Raw genomic sequence first — 16952 nt, forward strand, 5'->3', positions numbered from 1 at the left:
TTCGCAAAATCTGCACCTACAGGCAAAAAGGCAAAAAAGCAACGTAAAATCATGCATTATTTACTACCAATCAGATGTTTCTGACGGCTAAAAACTTTTAAGCTACAAAATTGAGTTTTTCAACATATTTCTTTTTTGTATCAAGCGATGAGTGAACATAGCGGTTAAGTGTAATATTAACATTAGAATGACCTAGCAACTCGCTGACAATTTTAGCATCAAAGTCATTCTCAATACAAACAGTAGCGTATGTGTGACGCAGTAAATGAAAATTAACGTTTTGAAAATGAACTTTAACCGTTCTTCTTTCCTGACTTCCGACGGTTCGCAGCGAAAAAAAACAGATGCTTACTCCAGAAATTCATTAAGCTCTTCAAGCTCACGGTTTATCTTTTCAAGCTCTTTGATCCGCTTGTTTGCTGCCAGAAGCTGGGTATGTGCAGCTCATCTGCTGCTGCCTTGGTGCCAATCTTCTTTGCGAGCTTTATTGCCTGCTTTCGTTAAATTGTGTTGACAAATCCCATTAAACAAGGACTTTCGGATAAAGAAAACGGACACCAATCAAGATACGCATTGTATCAAAATTGGTGTCCTGTTATGGTGCGGATGACGGGACTTGAACCCACATGACCTTGCGATCACTAGCACCTGAGGGTAGCGTAACGACAGTGCGAGATAGCGCCCGATATCCGCCTTTATTTTACTTTACTATTCTCCCGTCACTTATCTCAATAATCCTGTCGCATTGTTCGGCGATTTTGGGATCGTGAGTAACTATCACTACTGTACGTCCCTGTTTATTCAATGATTTGAACAGTGCCATGATCTCCGCAGAGGTTTTGGTATCAAGCGCACCTGTTGGTTCATCGGCGAGTATCATGCTCGGTTCGTTGACTATCGCACGGGCGATTGCAACTCTCTGCTTTTGTCCGCCAGAAAGCTTATTGCAGGGCTTTTTCGCAAGTTCTCCAATGCCAACAGATTTTAATGCAGCAAGAGCCTTTTCTTTTTTATTTTTTATTTTCTGCTTTGAGAAATTGAGTGGAATCATAACATTTTCCAAAGCTGTGAAATCTTCTACAAGAGCAAAATCTTGCATTACCATGCCTATTTTTTCATTACGAATTTTTGCATATTGCTTTTCTGAAAGATTTTTTACCAGAGTTCCGTCAATAGTATATTCGCCTTCCTGATAATTGTCAATGCAAGCAAGAATATGCAAAAGTGTAGATTTTCCTGCTCCGGATTTGCCAATAACAGCCACAAGCTCTCCGTCATTAATCTCGCAGGAAACTCCGTGCAGAGCTTCAAATTCGTTGGATTTTTTAGGATTGTATTTTTTTGTTATGTTTGATATTTTTATCATGATTACCTACCTGTTTTCCTTAATATTCTGAATGATGTCAAGTCTTTTTAAAGTAAAATACGGTATTATCATTGCTGAAATGAATGCAATACATAATAGAATAATTACAGCAACAGCTTCTGATGTTCCAATCGAAAAATAATTACTGAATTTCACTACTGCTTTTGCATGTTCTTTTGAATAAAATGCAGCTAAATCGATATAGCGTTTAATATAACACCAATATGAATAGCTGAATTTTACAATAAATGCTATTAATGTTGAAATTATAACCAATAAACTTATTACTACTGCATTTATACCAATACATTGCTTTCTTGTCATACCGTTAAGGCAATAAATACTATATGTCTTAATTTCTTTTGATACACTTAATGCAGTCATTCCTATAAGAGAAATTATTGCAATTAATGACGCTGTTATCAAGAAAATAATATCGTTCTGAAAATTCTTTTTATCACGGATATATGTGTTTTGATAAGCCTTCTTCAAATCAACACATTCATATTTATTTGATGTTGCAACGGAAAAAAACTCATTTTTTTCTTCTTAAGTAATATCATCTTTCAGCTTAACGGATTGACTGAATGGTTCTAAAAAAAAGAAGTATTTTTTTGCTTTTTCTTCAAAAAAATCCGGAGAATATTCAGCAAAAATAGTTGCTGAATTAAATTGCAGCATGTTATCTAAGGATAAATAGTTATCTGTTTCAAAAGACCCATGTTCACAAATTTCTTTATAATATGAATAATCAGCCAAACCAACAATTTTTCCTTTTATGGCTCCGTCAACGTCACCCATAGATACGTCAATAACATCGCCGATATTATAATTGCTGCTTGAAAAAGCTACCAGATTAAGATAATCATCTGTTTGTTCTGCATCAGAAAGCCAATTTCCACTTTGCATTTTAAAATTCAAATCATTAATATAATCAGTACTCAATAAAGTTATTAAATCATCAGGGGTATATGTTAGTGTAGAATCATAATAAGCATATATTTTCCCTACATAAGGTAATTTGGATATATCAGGAGGAGCGGAACATTCATCTAAATTTTCTTCTTTAAATATTTTATCATATTTTTTATCCAGCTCTTTATATTTTTTTTCTAATTCTTCCTGTGTAATTTCTTGATTATTCAGTTTGTCCAAATAAGGCTGAAATTCAGCATCAAAAGCGTTTGAAAGTTCACCAGCTCTGTCGTCTTTTTCTATACTATAAGAAATATCATATTGAATATAATAACTATCCCCTTCACATATCTTTTTTATAAGATTGCTTGTCACAAAATAACTGCTTATTTTGGTTAAAATCATACTTATTAAAAGTGTTATTACTGCAAATTGAAATAAAATTAAAATAGTCATGAAAGGACGTCTTTTCAACTGTTTAACTGCATACTTAAAAATCATTTTATCACCCTTTCATCTTTTGTTTTATCTGAATAGCATTCTTCTTACAATAATAAAAAAGAACAGGAATAAATATCAGCAAACACAATACAAAAATGATTAAAAATGCAATGATTACATGAATCCGGGAATATCCATAATAAAATGCCACATCATATTTTTTCAAAACATTTATCAGAATTACTCTGAAAATAATAAAGGCAACTCCGAATTGCATAATTAACAGAGCTATCATTTCAGAAACAAAAATTTTCATTAAATTTCCTGGGGAAGCACCACAAAGCTTGAAAATATATATTTTGTTTACTCGCATTTGAAGTATAAAAGAATAAAAATAAGCACATGAAATAATTGCTGCAATTACCATAAGTAACAAGCAGATATTTTCAAAATCAAGCATAACAGGAGCGTTTTCTGAAATATAATCCATTGTAGTTTCTATTTTAAATTCCGGAAACAATTCTTCAAGTTCTTTTTTATATTCCTTGATTTCCTGTACACTTAATTCTTTGTCGAATACAATTGAATATGTTGTTGGAATGATATTATTTTTTATTAATGACTTTTGAGTTAAATATCCATTCGCCATATTATTAGGAGCATAACTACCTATCACCTTGAAATTTGTATTGTCGTATGTCATAGACTTTAATTCTGTACCAATTCCCACAATAATCATTACTTCATCGCCATTTTCTATTTCATCATCAGAGAAAAAACGACCTTTCATAGGTTTGTATTGTTCAGAAAATTTTTTTTAGTTCTCTTTTTCGTCTGTGATAAAAAAGCCCATATAGCCTTCATCGGAATCCAGATATCCACAAACATAATTAACAGAGCTATTATTTTCATAATAGCTCTGTAATCTGTCTGAAATATCATCAATTGCCAGTTGGCATTCATTATTTTTTAAGTCAATTTTATTGAGAGATAAATCGCCTGCACTGACCGTATCAGATAAGCAATCAAGCTTAACCACTACATACAATATTGTAATTGTAGATATAATAAGTGCAATAAACATAATGATAAAAACAACAGTATGTTTAATTATAAAATTTTTTAGATTTTTTATAACAATTGATAATATATTCATTAAATATCTCCTAATTAATGAGTGATATTAGTGCTTGCTCGTCTACGATAAGTAGTACCTGATGTATATGTATTGTTCTGTGATTTTTTTACTGTTGTATTTGCAGGTGATATTATTGGGTAAATATCAGCTCTAAAATATGTAATATCACTATCCCATGTATTCCATTTCATTCCATCACTTAAATCTCTAGATTTTGTTACATTATTATTTAAAGTGTAAGTATATTTGATCTTATCTTTAATTTTCCCAGACGCTTTCCATTCAGCGTACCAAATTACCTTATTAGCATTAGTCTTACCATTGCAAGGGGAAAATGTAACTGTTCCATAATTATATTTAACTTCGTGTATACTATTAACAGCGCCATTGTTACCACGTGCTGTATATGAATTTAGATCTAAATTAATAGAATTTTTATACTTGCAGGAATTACCCGTATTATCTTTTTTACTTGTGCTTGCAGCATCTGCTACCGCAAAAGTTCCAGACATCATAATAGTTGCCAAAGCTGCACATAAAGTTTTTTTGATGAAGTTATTCATTTTTTTACTTCTTTTATGTTAATATTTATTTAGTAAAACGTTTTACAACATTATAATAACATAGCAATAATATTTTGTCAATATATGTTTATGAACAAAATTATATTTTATTCATAATGTGCAAAATATTAAATAATATATAGGACATTTTCATTGACTTTGTTATAAAAAAGATAATATAATGCACTTTTTAGTTTTGTCTGTTGTGGTAAGTGTAGATGGTTACTATATTTGCAAGTGTTTAGACAGGCATAAATCCGACAAGTAGCAAAAAGACCCTCGAAGTGGCATCTTCTGGGGCTTTTGTGTGTCCGATTGGAAACACATAATCTCTTTTGTGGTTGTTTTTCTTGATTTGTCAATAATACCTCTGGATTATTTTATGGACAAGTCCATTAAACAGTGTGACTATCACATACATAAATATAACTGCCACACCCTCCATCGCAAACAGCGACGGCGAAAACGCACATCTTACCCCCGTGTCAAAATCAAATCTCCTGTGCAAAACAATGAAAATGGACCATGACTATTGACAAACGTATTAAAATGCGATACCATAATAATGGTGAATAATATAAGCTCGTAAAGATTTTAAAAGTCTTTGCGAGCTTTTTGTTTTGAATATAAATTTCGCTATGTTCAGTGACAATAACAGAAACTTGAAAACAGAATAGGAGGACTGATAACTTGAAACAATTTAACTCAAAATCCTGCGAAGAAATAATGACAACTGTGTACAAGCCAATAGAATTCGTTATAGACGGCTTGATCGCACAAGGTCTGTATATCTTAGCAGGTGCACCAAAGGTCGGCAAATCGTGGCTGGCACTTGATATGTGTCTGTCAATAGCGAAAGGAGAAAAAATTTTAGGTCTAAAAACTTCACAAGGAACTGCTCTGTATCTGTGTTTAGAGGACAGTTACGCAAGAATACAAAACAGGCTCTATGAGCTGACCGATGAACCAACTGAAATGCTTTACTTCTCTGTTATGTCTGACCCGATAGGAGGCGGTCTTGAAGAGCAGATTGAAGGCTTTATGAGTGAACATCGTGATCTGAAAATCGTTTTTATTGACACTCTGCAAATGGTTCGCAGCGATACTGATTCAAGCTATGGTTCAGACTACAAAGACCTATCCGTTCTGAAAGCACTTGCTGACAAACTTGAAATCGCAATAATAGTTGTACATCACACTAGAAAATGCAAAGATATCGACCCGTTCAATATGATCTCAGGAAGTACAGGAATCAGCGGCTGTGTAGACGGAAGTATGGTTCTGGTCGAAACAAAACGTGGCAGCCGTAATGCAAAACTTTATTGTGTAGGACGTGATATTGAAAACGCAGAAATAAGTTTGCATTTTGATAGCGATTTGAAAAAGTGGGTCGTTACCGATGAGCCGTCCGCTCCCAAAAGTAAGGACAACATTTTTCTTGCAGCGTTGTATGTTTATCTAAAAAGGTATATTTCTTTTACAGGTACTGCGTCAGAACTTGTAAGTGAACTAAAAGAAGTCACACAAGAACAATTCTATCCAAACAGAGTTACAAGAGATCTAGTTCAGAACGGTTACACGCTGAGAAAATACGGCATTGATTTTCAGTACAAGCGGACACGCAACTGCAGGCTGATAATTCTTCATTACGACCGTGAGCGTGACAGTAGTGACAGTAAAAACACTAGCGAAGTTACTGTCAACAAGCTAACTTCAAAAGTGTGAAAAGCCTTGAAATTACTTGCTTTGCGAGGTGTGACGGTAAAAGTTAAATCAATGTTTACTGTCAACCCAAATCAGCGAACGTGGGGCGATTTGCGGGCTAAAAAAATCAGTCGGGTAAGTTTAGCAGAAACTCACCAAAACCCCACACAAGCGATTTGTGAGCCGATGTGGGCGATATTTTAAATAAGATTAGCTTGTGCAAGTCGAACTCAACGATTTGAGCAATTATGTACTTTTCACAATTCAGCAGCTAGAGCTATAACCACCAAAGCTAAATATTTCATTGCAAGTTAAAGTTTCGGGGTCATAGCCCCCGAAACAGTCACAGCGGACGAGCAAAGCTCGCCGCAAAAGTGCCGAAAATACGCAGTTTCAGCAAAATGATTGTGCATAATTTTTATGGGGTCATAAATTTGAGCTTTGAATGATTCAGGGGTCGTAAGTGCAAAAAACTGCGTGAAATCGGCATAATTGCGGGCGTTGTTGATGATGTCAAACGAAATTTTAAGAAAGGAATGATTAAAAATGATCAGTTTAAAAATCAGAGAAAAAGAAACTGAAAAGACAGTAAGGAGGGCGATAAAAATATGCCAAGACAAAGAGAAATCCCGAAAATCAATTCAGTCACTGTTATCTATAATGGCGACGGAAAGACATTTGATACCTTCATGGAGTCCATGATTAACGACTATTTGAATTCAGATAGTATGTCCAAATGCTCCGACTCCGATTTTATTGAAAAGGTAGAACTTGTTGATAAAACAGCGTAATCGCTGGACTTTCAGGTCGGCTTGTGGTAGTGTCAATCTGAACGAAGTTCAGATAGGTAACGCAGACACACCATAGCGTGCCTGCCGAATTTAAAGGAGGTCGATAAAATGAGAGCGTGGCTATACTACAGATTATCTCGTGACGAAGATGAGGAAATGAACAGTCTGCAAAATCAACGACAGATTTTAGTTGATTACGCTGAGCAGAATGGTTACGAAATCGTCGGAGAGAGCTTTGATGACAATGTTTCAGGAATGACGTTTAACAGAAAAGGCTTAGGAGAACTTGAAATTGCTGTTGACGAAGGTAAAATTGATGTAGTTCTGGTCAAGGATCTATCAAGACTTGGCAGACACCGTACTCAAACGGAACTGTTCATAGATCACTTGCGACAGAACAATGTCAAGGTCTATTCTGTGACTGAGGGCATTGATTCCAGTAACGAGAATGACGATTTGATGATTGGATTCAAGCAGATCTTCAACGATTTTTATGCTAAGGACATCAGCAAAAAAGTAAAAGCAGGTGTACGTCAAAAGCAGAAAGGAAAAGGTCTGATAGAGTCCTTACCCCTCGGTTACAAGCGTGACCGAAACACAAATACTGTTTTGGTAGACGATGAAACAGCTTGGATAGTGCAGGAAGTATTCAAGCTATACGTTGACGGCTACGGCTTGACCACAATCGCAAAGAAGATGAACGAGCGTGGAATTAAGTCGCCCGAATACTATCAGCGAAGAAAGCTAGCCGACTGGAAACCCGACATCTCTAAGAAATACTTGTGGGTACAAACGGCGGTCAAAAGAATTTTAACTAACGAACTATATATTGGAACAATGGTAAATCACAAAACTGTGACAAGTAAAATCTACAAAACAAAAACTTTTATTCCGCTAGAGGAACAGTATCGCCATGAGAATTTCTGCGAACCAATAATTGATGAAACAACTTGGAAACAGGCACAGTTTTTACTGGAACAGCGTTCACAGATTAATCCACGTTCGCAAAATGGCAGGAATCTTCATCGCTATTCCGGATTAATAAAATGCTCCGACTGCGGGGCTTGCTTTGTAGCTCGCACAAGAAAATGGAAAGGCAAAGAGTACGTTGAATACACTTGCAACAGCGCACACCGCTACGGCAAGCAATACTGTACTCCGCACACAGTCCGTGAAAATCAGCTTGACGCTTTGATCGAAGATGAAGTCCGAGGACTTCGTGAAACGATACTTGCCGAAAGCGAACGCTACAACAAGATTGTCAAGGATTGGGTAAAGAAAAAGCCGCTGTATGAACGTCAGATACAGCAGCTCAACGATAAGATATTATCACTCCGACAGCAGATCGAAGATTTGATTATAGAGCGAATCGGCGACAGAGAACACGCACAAGTTTACAACAATATGATTACTAAGCGTGAAGAAGAAATATCCGCTATTGAAAAACGGATAACCGACTTGAGGGAATATGACAAAATCTGCAAACAGAGAAAAGAACAGCTTAAAAACACAACACAGATACTTGATGAAATCCTGTCCGAGGGTACGATTTCGGATATCAATCTAAGAATGTTAGTCAAGCGAATTTTCATTCATCAAAATGAAGATAAAAGTCTTGATATCAGATTCGAGATGAACGGAGAGTTTAATGGAACTGTCAGCGTGTTTATTGAGCCAACAGAAGAATTAGAAAGTGCATAGAAATTAAAACGAAATCCGCAGTATCGCCTGCGGATTTGTTCGTTACATATATGAATATATTAACCGACAGACGCATTAGCTATGGTAGTGCGTTTTAGCATAATATCAATTAAAAATTGTTCTTAGAGCCAGCGTGTCTGCCCATTTATTTTTACTGGAGCAAAAGAAAAAAGCCCGATAAAATCGAGCTTTTCGTGGTGCGGATGACGGGACTTGAACCCACATGACCTTGCGATCACTAGCACCTGAAGCTAGCGCGTCTGCCAATTCCGCCACATCCGCATATAAAAATTTGAAACTTTTACTCGGCTCAAATCCAAAACCGAGGTGGGTGCTTATCACACTAATCCACATTTATGATGAACCAGAAAGCAGCCAAGCAAATAAATTCACTGTCGTTACGCTGCCTGAAGCTAGCGCGTCTGCCTATTCCGCCACACCTGCATATAAGAATTTGAAACTTTCACACGGCTCAAATTCAAAAGCCGAGGTGGATGCTTATCGCACTAATCCACATTTATGATGAACCGGAAATCAGCAAAGTAAATAATTTCACTGTCGTTACGCTACCTGAAGCTAGCGCGTCTGCCAATTCCGCCACATCCGCATATTTTACGTTGCTCAATGCAACGTATTTATTATATCATATTACACGTACTTTGTCAATACTTTTTCGCAGTTTTTTCGATAAAAGCGCCAAAAAATAAAGCCTGACTAAAAAGTCAGGCTGATTTTTATATCGGAATCGTCACCCGTTTTTAAACTGCTCACTAAGAGCCTGATCACTCATGCCGAAAGTCACAAGCTTGCTGAAATACTTGTTCTTCATAAGCGCCTTGATAAGTATTACACCAACTATCGTTACGCATACAAATTCGCCTAAGGCTACCCAGCCCATGTTCACAAGAAGCGGCGTCTTGAAGACATATGTCAGTTCAAAGCCAACTATCACCGCATTTGATATCACCGGGAAAAGCGACGCAACTACAAGATTTACCTTGTTTCTCAGCAGATAGATAAGAACCGCTGCCACAACTGTAGCAAGCGTTCCAAATACTACGTCCACCATTCCGAGCGTACTGAATAGATTGACTATCAAACAACCTATAGAAAGCGAAATGATGTAATCCTTGTTGAAATAACAAAGTAGCATCAAAACCTCAGATATGCGGAACTGTACCTGTCCGTATGCAAGTGAGCTGCAAAGCATCGTAGCCACAACGTATATCGCTGCAATAAGTCCCATGTTTGTTAAACGACGTGCACTGAAAATTTCCATAAAAAAATCTCCTTGTTTTTATTTGTGAGTGGTTGATCTAGGTTACACTCTATTTAATTGGAAAATAAAATAACATAAAAAGGCTGCCGCCGAAACGACAGCCCGTTTATTTACGTTAATTTAGCTATTGATTAAGCCTTGCCAACAGAACCGAAGAGTTCCATCTTCTCCTTGACCTTAGCCTTGATAGCCTCGAAGCCAGGGTTGAGAAGCTTTCTTGGGTCAAAGCCCTTGCCCTGAAGATCCTTGCCCTCTTCAATGTACTTTCTTGTAGCTTCCTGGAATGAAAGCTGGCACTCTGTGTTTACGTTGATCTTTGCAACGCCAAGTGAGATTGCCTTCTTGATCATGTCATCAGGAATACCTGTACCGCCGTGAAGTACCAGTGGCATATCACCAACCTTTTCCTTGATAGCAGCAAGTGTCTCGAATGAAAGACCTGGCCAGTTTGCTGGATACTTACCGTGAATGTTACCGATACCAGCTGCGAGCATTGTAACGCCGAGATCAGCGATTGTCTTGCACTCGTCTGGATCTGCGCACTCGCCCATACCTACAACGCCGTCCTCTTCGCCGCCGATAGAACCAACTTCGCACTCGATAGAAAGACCAAGCTGATCTGCAACGTGAACAAGTTCAGTTGACTTAGCAAGGTTCTCATCAAATGGATAATGTGAACCGTCGAACATGATAGATGAGAAACCAGCCTTTACGCACTTGTAGCAGCCCTCATATGTTCCGTGGTCAAGATGAAGTGCAACAGGTACTGTGATACCAAGCTCTTCGTCCATTGCCTTTACCATAGCAGCAACTGTCTTAAAGCCTGTCATGTACTTGCCTGCGCCCTCAGATACACCAAGAATTACAGGTGACTGCAGTTCCTGAGCAGTGAGAAGGATAGCCTTTGTCCACTCAAGGTTGTTAATATTGAACTGACCTACAGCATACTTGCCTGCAAGTGCCTTTGTCATCATTTCCTTAGCTGAAACTAACATTTTTTAACGACCTCCGTTATTTAAAATTTTCCTCTATTATTATACAACATTACACCGTAAATTGCAATAGCGTGACATTAATTTAACAATTATGTAACATTTAAACCTCGTACATCTCGATGACCTTCTGAGCCACCTCGATCTTTGTGCATCTCTTATCCATAGCCTGCTTTTCAAGATATTTATGAGCCTGCTGTTCTGTAAAGCCAAGATACTGCATAAGTGAGCACTTTGCTCTGTTTATCGTTCTTATCTCTTCAAGCTTTTTGTGCAGTTTCAGATTTTCAGACCGTATTCCGAGCATACGTTTTCTTGCGGCACTGACAAATTTCATTGAACGGTAAAAATACTGTCTGCCTAGTGGCTTTGGTATCACCATTACGCCGAAATCTTCCAGTTTATCAGCAAGGATATCCGCATTTTCCGACTTTGCGATAGCCACACAGCTTGCGTCAGTTGAGGTGCAGACTATCTCCGCAAGCTCGTTGCCATATTCGTCTGACAATGGACAGTTTATCACGACACAGTCATAACTGCCTGACCCTACCGCACGCCTTGTTTCAAGACCCGTTGCGGCTATAGAAGTCTTGCAGGTGGGAAAGGTTTCTTTTAACAGACTCACAAGCATAGCTGTTGCCTTGTCATTGCTTGAAGCCACAAGTATCCTGTCCATTTCCCCACCTCCTTTTTTTAGCTTTCTCTGACATTACAGATGATAAAAATATCTGGCTGTTTCAAACTGCTCCTTATCGGCAGCTCTCTCATATTCTATGATAAGCTCCTTTTCTATTGCGATAAAACGCTCCAACATATGCTCAGGAAGCCTATCCGCAAGAAACTCGCTCTTTTCAGCACGTTCCACTGCCTCTTTCAAAGACTGCGGAAGAGTTTCAAGCTTTGCAAGCTCGCTTTCATCTGCCGAGCCTATATTGAAATTAAAAGGTTTTGGAAGTTCTTCCTTATTTATAACACCGTCTATGCAGGCATAAATAAGCAGACCCATAGCAAAGTAAGGATTACAGGTGTTGTCTGCTGAACGGAGTATTATACCATTCTCATCTGTATCAGCAAGCGGTGCACGAAGAAGCTGTGCATAATTTTCATGTGACCATGAAATATACTTAGGTGCAAGCAGACTGCCAAAACGTTTGTATGAATTTGTAGTGGTGTTTAAAAACAGCGTCATATCGCCAACGTTTTTCAGTATTCCTGCTATCATGCGCTCAGCCTCTTTGGAAAGTCCGCCAAGCTGAGGTCTGAAAACATTTTCCGTGCCTTTCATGCACATGAGCATTATATGCAGACCAGATCCGCAGTTGTCGACGATAGGCTTTGGCATGAACGTTGCGTAAAGCCCATTTCTGTCAGCCACAGATTTTACAACGTTCTTGAACGTCACAAGATTATCGGCGGCTTTCAGTGCGTTTGAATACTGAAAATCTATCTCGTTCTGACCCGGACCGGTTTCATGTCTTGAGCTTTCTGGGAAAATATCCATTTGCTCAAGTGTCAGGCAGATATCACGTCTGAGGTTTTCTCCCCTGTCAACAGGCGCAGCGTCACAATAGCCTGCATAATCGTGAGGACGCTTTGTAGGCATATCAGTATCATCCTTTTCAAAGCAGTAAAACTCGCATGAAGTACCTATCTGGAAGTTATATCCCTTGCCCTTCGCATATGCGATAGCAGTTTTGAGGAAAAACCTGCCGTCGCCCTCAAAAGCCGTTCCGTCAGGATATTTCAGGTGGCAGAAAAATCTTACTACCCTGCCGTGCTGCGGTCGCCATGGAAGAAGCGCCAGCGTATCAGGGTCAGGGAAAAGTCTAAGGTCTGAAGCAGTCACATTCAAAAAGCCACCGAGCTTTGAAGCGTCAAAGATAAGTCCCTCTCTGAATATTTTCGGCAGCTCGCCTGCTATAACAGAGATAGTCTTTAACGAACCGAATATATCGCAGAACATGAGCTTTACGAACTTTACGTCGTTTTCTTCAACGAACTGCAAAACCTCTTTCTCTGTGTATTTCATAATAAATCCTCCGTAATGATACTGTTCAGAAAAGTTTTCCGTTCCTTACTTATAATTATATCTGAACAGCCAATTCTGTAAAACCGAGCAGTTATAAAGATTTTGTTACTTTATTTTTACCTTGCGTTATTTGTCGATATCCTCCAGCCAAAGCTTTGCCACAGCGTCAGACGGCATTCTCCAATCTCCTCTCGGTGACAGGGTAACAGAACCGATCTTTGCGCCGTCAGGCAGGCAGGAGCGTTTGAACTGCTGTGAGAAAAATCTGCGATAGAATGTTTTGAGCCACTTGTCTATGACCTCGTCAGGATAATCCCCCTCAAAGGCATATTTCGCAAGCCTTTTCACCTTTGACGGCTCAAAGCCCCAGCGTATGCCATAGTAAAGGAAGAAGTCATGAAGCTCATACGGACCGACAAGGTCTTCTGTTTTCTGTGTCATCTCAGTGCCACTCTCGTCGGTAGGAAGAAGCTCAGGAGAAACAGGAGTGTCCAAAATATCGTACAGTACATCTCTCAGAGTATCAGATGTGCAGGTGTCGCCGTAATACTGAACGATATGCCTTACCAGCGTTTTAGGGATAGAAGCGTTCACACCGTACATGGACATATGGTCGCCGTTGTAGGTCGCCCAGCCGAGAGCAAGCTCGCTCAGGTCGCCTGTGCCGACCACCATTCCGCTCACCTGATTTGCGATATTCATAAGCACCTTTGTGCGCTCTCTCGCCTGACCATTCTCGAACACAACGCTGTGATCGTTATAATCGTGACCGATATCTTCAAAGTGCTGTAAAACTGCTTTTGAGATATCTACCTCTCTGAACGTTACCCCCAAAGCGTCGCAAAGTATCTCCGCATTGGAGCGTGTGCGCTTTGTTGTGCCAAAGCATGGCATCGTCACCGCAACGATATCAGTATGAGGACGTTTCAGCAAGTCCATTGCCATTACACATACAAGCAGTGCAAGCGTAGAATCAAGTCCCCCTGAAATGCCAATGACCACAGTTTTGGAATGTGTGTGTGCGATACGCTTCATAAGTCCATGGGATTGCATTTGCAAAATAAGGTGACAACGCTCATTTCTCTCCGCCTGATTTGCAGGGATAAAAGGCGTTTTAGAAAATTTCCTTGTAAGCTTGGTATCACACATATCAAAGGTGATATAATCTACAGGCAGAACGTCAAGAAAATACGGCTTATAAATTTCATTTAGCTGATCCCAAACCGAATTGCTCTCAGGATAGGTGGAGATCTTTCTTCTCTCGAACGCAAGCTTTTTGAAGTCTATCTCAGATATAGTTATGCCGTTTTCAAAAAGTCTGCTCTCTGCAAGTATAGAGCCGTTTTCCGCAATGATATTGTGACCCGAAAAGACCATATCCTGCGTTGACTCACCGTCACCGGCGGAGCAGTAGATATATCCTGCCACCAGTCTTGCAGACTGATTTGACACAAGCTGTCTGCGGTAAGAATCCTTGCCGATGACCTCATCGCTTGCGGACAGATTGCAAATAAGCGTTGCACCCGATTTAGCAAGATAATTTGAAACAGGGTCAGCCACCCACAGATCCTCGCAAAGCTCAAAGCCTATCTTCACGCAGTCGCTTGGCTGCTCGCCGTTGTTTTCCCAGTTGTCAAGCTCAAAGACATACTGTCCCATTTGTGCAGAATGCATATCGTCATCGGCAAAATACTGTGTAAGCTCAAGCTGGATATTGCCGCCCATATATGGTGCAAAATGCCTTGCCTCATAAAACTCGTTATAATTCGGTAAATGCGTTTTCGGTATAAATTTCAGTATCTCACCGTTTTGTATAACTGCCGCACAGTTATAAAGCTTGCCCTTTGCCCTCACAGGCATACCAACAGCCACAAGCATATCGCTGTTGACAGTTTTCTTCGCTATTTTCACAGCACCGTACATCGCCCTATCAAGCAAAGCGTTCTGAAAGAACAAGTCCTGACAGGTATAACCTGTTATGCAAAGCTCAGGGAACACAGCGACCTTTACGCCCTCTTCCCTGCACTTTTCAAGCTGACTGATTATTTTATCCACATTGAAGTCAACGTCTGCCACCTGTATCTCAGGGGTACAGGCGGCGACCTTTATAAAACCGTCTTTCATAAAAATAAGCTCCTTACAAGAAATTATCATTGTTATCATTATACCATTTTTTATAGGTATAAGTCAATGATTTTTACAGTATAGCAAAACTATTTTAGAACGATACTAGACAATCCGCCACTAATGTGTTAAAATTGAGATATCACATCAAAGGGGGGAACGCCATATGAACAAGCTGTGGGATAAGTTTCTTTTAGGCCTTAGCTGCTGTGCATTCATGCTTGCAGAGGGAACAGATCCGTCAAACATCACCACATTGCTATTAGCTGTCATATGCTCCGCTATCTTTCAAATAAAACCAAGCTCTGCCGTTGCATACCTTTCAGTTATTGCGTACAGCTCACTTTGCATTTTCAGCAAAGAAGCTTTGATACTCGCCCCTTTGGTGCTTTACGATGCTTTCTGTACAAAATTTTACCCTGCTATGGTCTTAACATTCATAGGCGTACTTGCAAATATATTCACTCTGGGAAAAGACATCTTCCCGCTTGTCGCTCTTTTTTTGGTAAGCTTCACAATTTCAAGCCGCAGCGTTCTGAACGAAAAGCTGACAAAGATGCTCATAAATACTCGTGACAATTCAAAAGAACTTACCACCCAGCTTGTAGAAAAAAACAAAGCCATGCAGAGAAATCAAGACTACGAGATATATCTTGCAACGCTGAAAGAGCGTAACCGCATTGCAAGGGAGATACACGATAACGTGGGACATATGCTCACAAGGTCTATTTTACAGCTTGGTGCGCTCTCGGTCATAAACAAAGATGAAACTGTCGGTGAAGCCATCAACGACCTGAGCGGCACGCTGAACACCGCCATGACGAGCATACGAAGCAGCGTTCATGATCTTCATGACGATTCTATCGCACTAAAGCCTGCTGTTGAAGACTGCATAAGACCTCTGAAAGACAGATTTGCAGTAAGCTGTGATTATGACTTTTCCGAAAGAATGTCACGAGATGTGAAGTTTTGCTTTATTGGCGTTATAAAAGAAGCACTTTCCAATACTGCAAAGCACAGCGACGGTGACAGCATAAAAATAATCATTCGTGAACACCCTGCTCTTTATCAGCTTAGTATCGCAGACAACGGAAGCTGTCCCGAAAAGATAGACGAAAGCGGCATGGGGCTTGCCAATATGCGTGAGCGTGCGGCTTCTTTAAATGGAAACATAAACATCACATCGGGCAGCAAGGGATTCCACATTTTTCTGTCTGTGCCGAAACAAAACCTGACTGAACGGAGGTCTTGACATGAACATTGTTATAATAGATGATGACAAGCTTGTGGCGGTGTCGCTGAAAACCATTTTGGAAAGCACAGGCAGTGTGAAAGTTCTTGCCATGGGAAGCTGCGGCGAGGAAGCCATAGAGCTTTATTCTCTTCTCAAGCCTGATGTTCTGCTTATGGATATCCGCATGAACGGCATAAGCGGCATTGAAGCCGGCGAAAAGATCCTTGCTGGGTACCCTGACGCAAGGATACTTTATCTTACCACATTTTCTGATGATGAATACATTATAAAGGCTGTGCTTATGGGAGCAAAGGGATATATTTTAAAGCAGGATTTTGAAAGCATATGCCCTGCCCTTGAAACCGTCATGAATGGGCAGACAGTTTTCGGCTCAGATGTTGCAAGCAAACTTCCTGAGCTTCTTACCAATCACAGCAGTTTTGATTTTGACCACTACGGCATAGTCGAAAAAGAGCAGGAGATAATCGAACAGGTGGCAAAAGGGCTTAGCAACAAGGAGATAGCCTCACTGCTTTATCTCAGTGAGGGCACAGTGCGAAATTACATCAGCACTATCCTGGAAAAGCTCTCCCTCCGTGACCGCACACAGCTTGCTATTTTCTACTACACCAACATACAATAGCACTACAATTTCATAAAAAGTAAAGAGGAGAC

Annotated in this window: 17 protein-coding genes and 1 tRNA gene; 5 read left to right on the forward strand and 13 right to left on the reverse strand. The window is 39.5% G+C overall.

From position 1 onward, the window contains the following. Nucleotides 1-97: 97 nt before the first annotated feature. From OCV57_RS05185 to OCV57_RS05215, 7 genes are all read right to left on the reverse strand, one after another. The gene (locus OCV57_RS05185) at nt 98-361 is read right to left on the reverse strand and encodes a tyrosine-type recombinase/integrase (protein WP_317245098.1); all 264 of its coding nucleotides are present in this window, start codon (nt 359-361) and stop codon (nt 98-100) included. A 339-nt stretch (nt 362-700) separates the two neighbouring features. Next, the gene (locus OCV57_RS05190; protein WP_117878808.1) at nt 701-1366 is read right to left on the reverse strand and encodes an ABC transporter ATP-binding protein; all 666 of its coding nucleotides are present in this window, start codon (nt 1364-1366) and stop codon (nt 701-703) included. Nucleotides 1367-1372: 6 nt separating this feature from the next. Beyond that, entirely contained in the window at nt 1373-1858 is a 486-nt protein-coding gene (locus OCV57_RS05195) for an FtsX-like permease family protein (protein ID WP_267300671.1), read from the reverse strand. Between the two features lie 57 nt (nt 1859-1915). Beyond that, the gene (locus OCV57_RS05200; protein ID WP_267300672.1) at nt 1916-2737 is read right to left on the reverse strand and encodes a hypothetical protein; all 822 of its coding nucleotides are present in this window, start codon (nt 2735-2737) and stop codon (nt 1916-1918) included. 49 nt (nt 2738-2786) lie between these two features. After that, the gene (locus OCV57_RS05205; RefSeq protein WP_267300673.1) at nt 2787-3512 is read right to left on the reverse strand and encodes an ABC transporter permease family protein; all 726 of its coding nucleotides are present in this window, start codon (nt 3510-3512) and stop codon (nt 2787-2789) included. A 27-nt stretch (nt 3513-3539) separates the two neighbouring features. Next, nucleotides 3540-3878, reverse strand: a complete 339-nt coding sequence (locus OCV57_RS05210; RefSeq protein ID WP_267300674.1) for a hypothetical protein — start codon at nt 3876-3878, stop codon at nt 3540-3542. Between the two features lie 14 nt (nt 3879-3892). Beyond that, nucleotides 3893-4423 carry a hypothetical protein gene (locus OCV57_RS05215; protein ID WP_267300675.1) on the reverse strand — a complete coding sequence of 177 codons (531 nt, stop codon included), beginning with the start codon at nt 4421-4423 and terminating at the stop codon, nt 3893-3895. 690 nt (nt 4424-5113) lie between these two features. Here OCV57_RS05215 and OCV57_RS05220 point away from each other — a divergent pair. From OCV57_RS05220 to OCV57_RS05230, 3 genes are all read left to right on the forward strand, one after another. Beyond that, a complete protein-coding gene (locus tag OCV57_RS05220) occupies nt 5114-6148 on the forward strand; it encodes an AAA family ATPase (RefSeq protein WP_267300676.1) in 1035 nt (344 codons plus the stop codon). 587 nt (nt 6149-6735) lie between these two features. After that, the gene (locus OCV57_RS05225; protein WP_022286812.1) at nt 6736-6918 is read left to right on the forward strand and encodes a hypothetical protein; all 183 of its coding nucleotides are present in this window, start codon (nt 6736-6738) and stop codon (nt 6916-6918) included. 108 nt (nt 6919-7026) lie between these two features. Further along, nucleotides 7027-8619, forward strand: coding sequence for a recombinase family protein (locus OCV57_RS05230; protein WP_267300679.1), 1593 nt, complete (start codon nt 7027-7029; stop codon nt 8617-8619). Nucleotides 8620-8814: 195 nt separating this feature from the next. Here OCV57_RS05230 and OCV57_RS05235 read toward each other — a convergent pair. From OCV57_RS05235 to OCV57_RS05260, 6 genes are all read right to left on the reverse strand, one after another. Beyond that, nucleotides 8815-8901 (reverse strand) — tRNA-Leu (locus OCV57_RS05235). Between the two features lie 466 nt (nt 8902-9367). Beyond that, nucleotides 9368-9898 carry a QueT transporter family protein gene (locus OCV57_RS05240; protein WP_038671335.1) on the reverse strand — a complete coding sequence of 177 codons (531 nt, stop codon included), beginning with the start codon at nt 9896-9898 and terminating at the stop codon, nt 9368-9370. A 131-nt stretch (nt 9899-10029) separates the two neighbouring features. Continuing rightward, a complete protein-coding gene (fba, locus tag OCV57_RS05245; RefSeq protein ID WP_038671333.1) occupies nt 10030-10893 on the reverse strand; it encodes a class II fructose-1,6-bisphosphate aldolase in 864 nt (287 codons plus the stop codon). 100 nt (nt 10894-10993) lie between these two features. After that, on the reverse strand, nt 10994-11566 hold the full coding sequence (locus tag OCV57_RS05250; protein ID WP_022288387.1) for an ANTAR domain-containing response regulator: 573 nt from the start codon (nt 11564-11566) through the stop codon (nt 10994-10996). Nucleotides 11567-11599: 33 nt separating this feature from the next. Then, entirely contained in the window at nt 11600-12919 is a 1320-nt protein-coding gene (locus OCV57_RS05255) for a glutamine synthetase family protein (RefSeq protein WP_038671331.1), read from the reverse strand. A gap of 126 nt (nt 12920-13045) precedes the next feature. After that, complete coding sequence (locus OCV57_RS05260) at nt 13046-15043, reverse strand: NAD(+) synthase (protein ID WP_267300683.1); 1998 nt, start codon at nt 15041-15043, stop codon at nt 13046-13048. Between the two features lie 166 nt (nt 15044-15209). Here OCV57_RS05260 and OCV57_RS05265 point away from each other — a divergent pair, with 166 nt between their 5' ends. Both OCV57_RS05265 and OCV57_RS05270 read left to right on the forward strand, forming a co-directional pair. Beyond that, on the forward strand, nt 15210-16295 hold the full coding sequence (locus OCV57_RS05265) for a sensor histidine kinase (RefSeq protein ID WP_267300684.1): 1086 nt from the start codon (nt 15210-15212) through the stop codon (nt 16293-16295). Between the two features lies 1 nt (nt 16296). Then, entirely contained in the window at nt 16297-16920 is a 624-nt protein-coding gene (locus OCV57_RS05270) for a response regulator (protein WP_267300685.1), read from the forward strand. Nucleotides 16921-16952: the final 32 nt, after the last annotated feature.

It is taken from the genome of Hominimerdicola aceti, from assembly GCF_025567495.1.
Taxonomy (GTDB): Bacteria; Bacillota; Clostridia; order Oscillospirales; family Ruminococcaceae; genus Hominimerdicola; species Hominimerdicola aceti.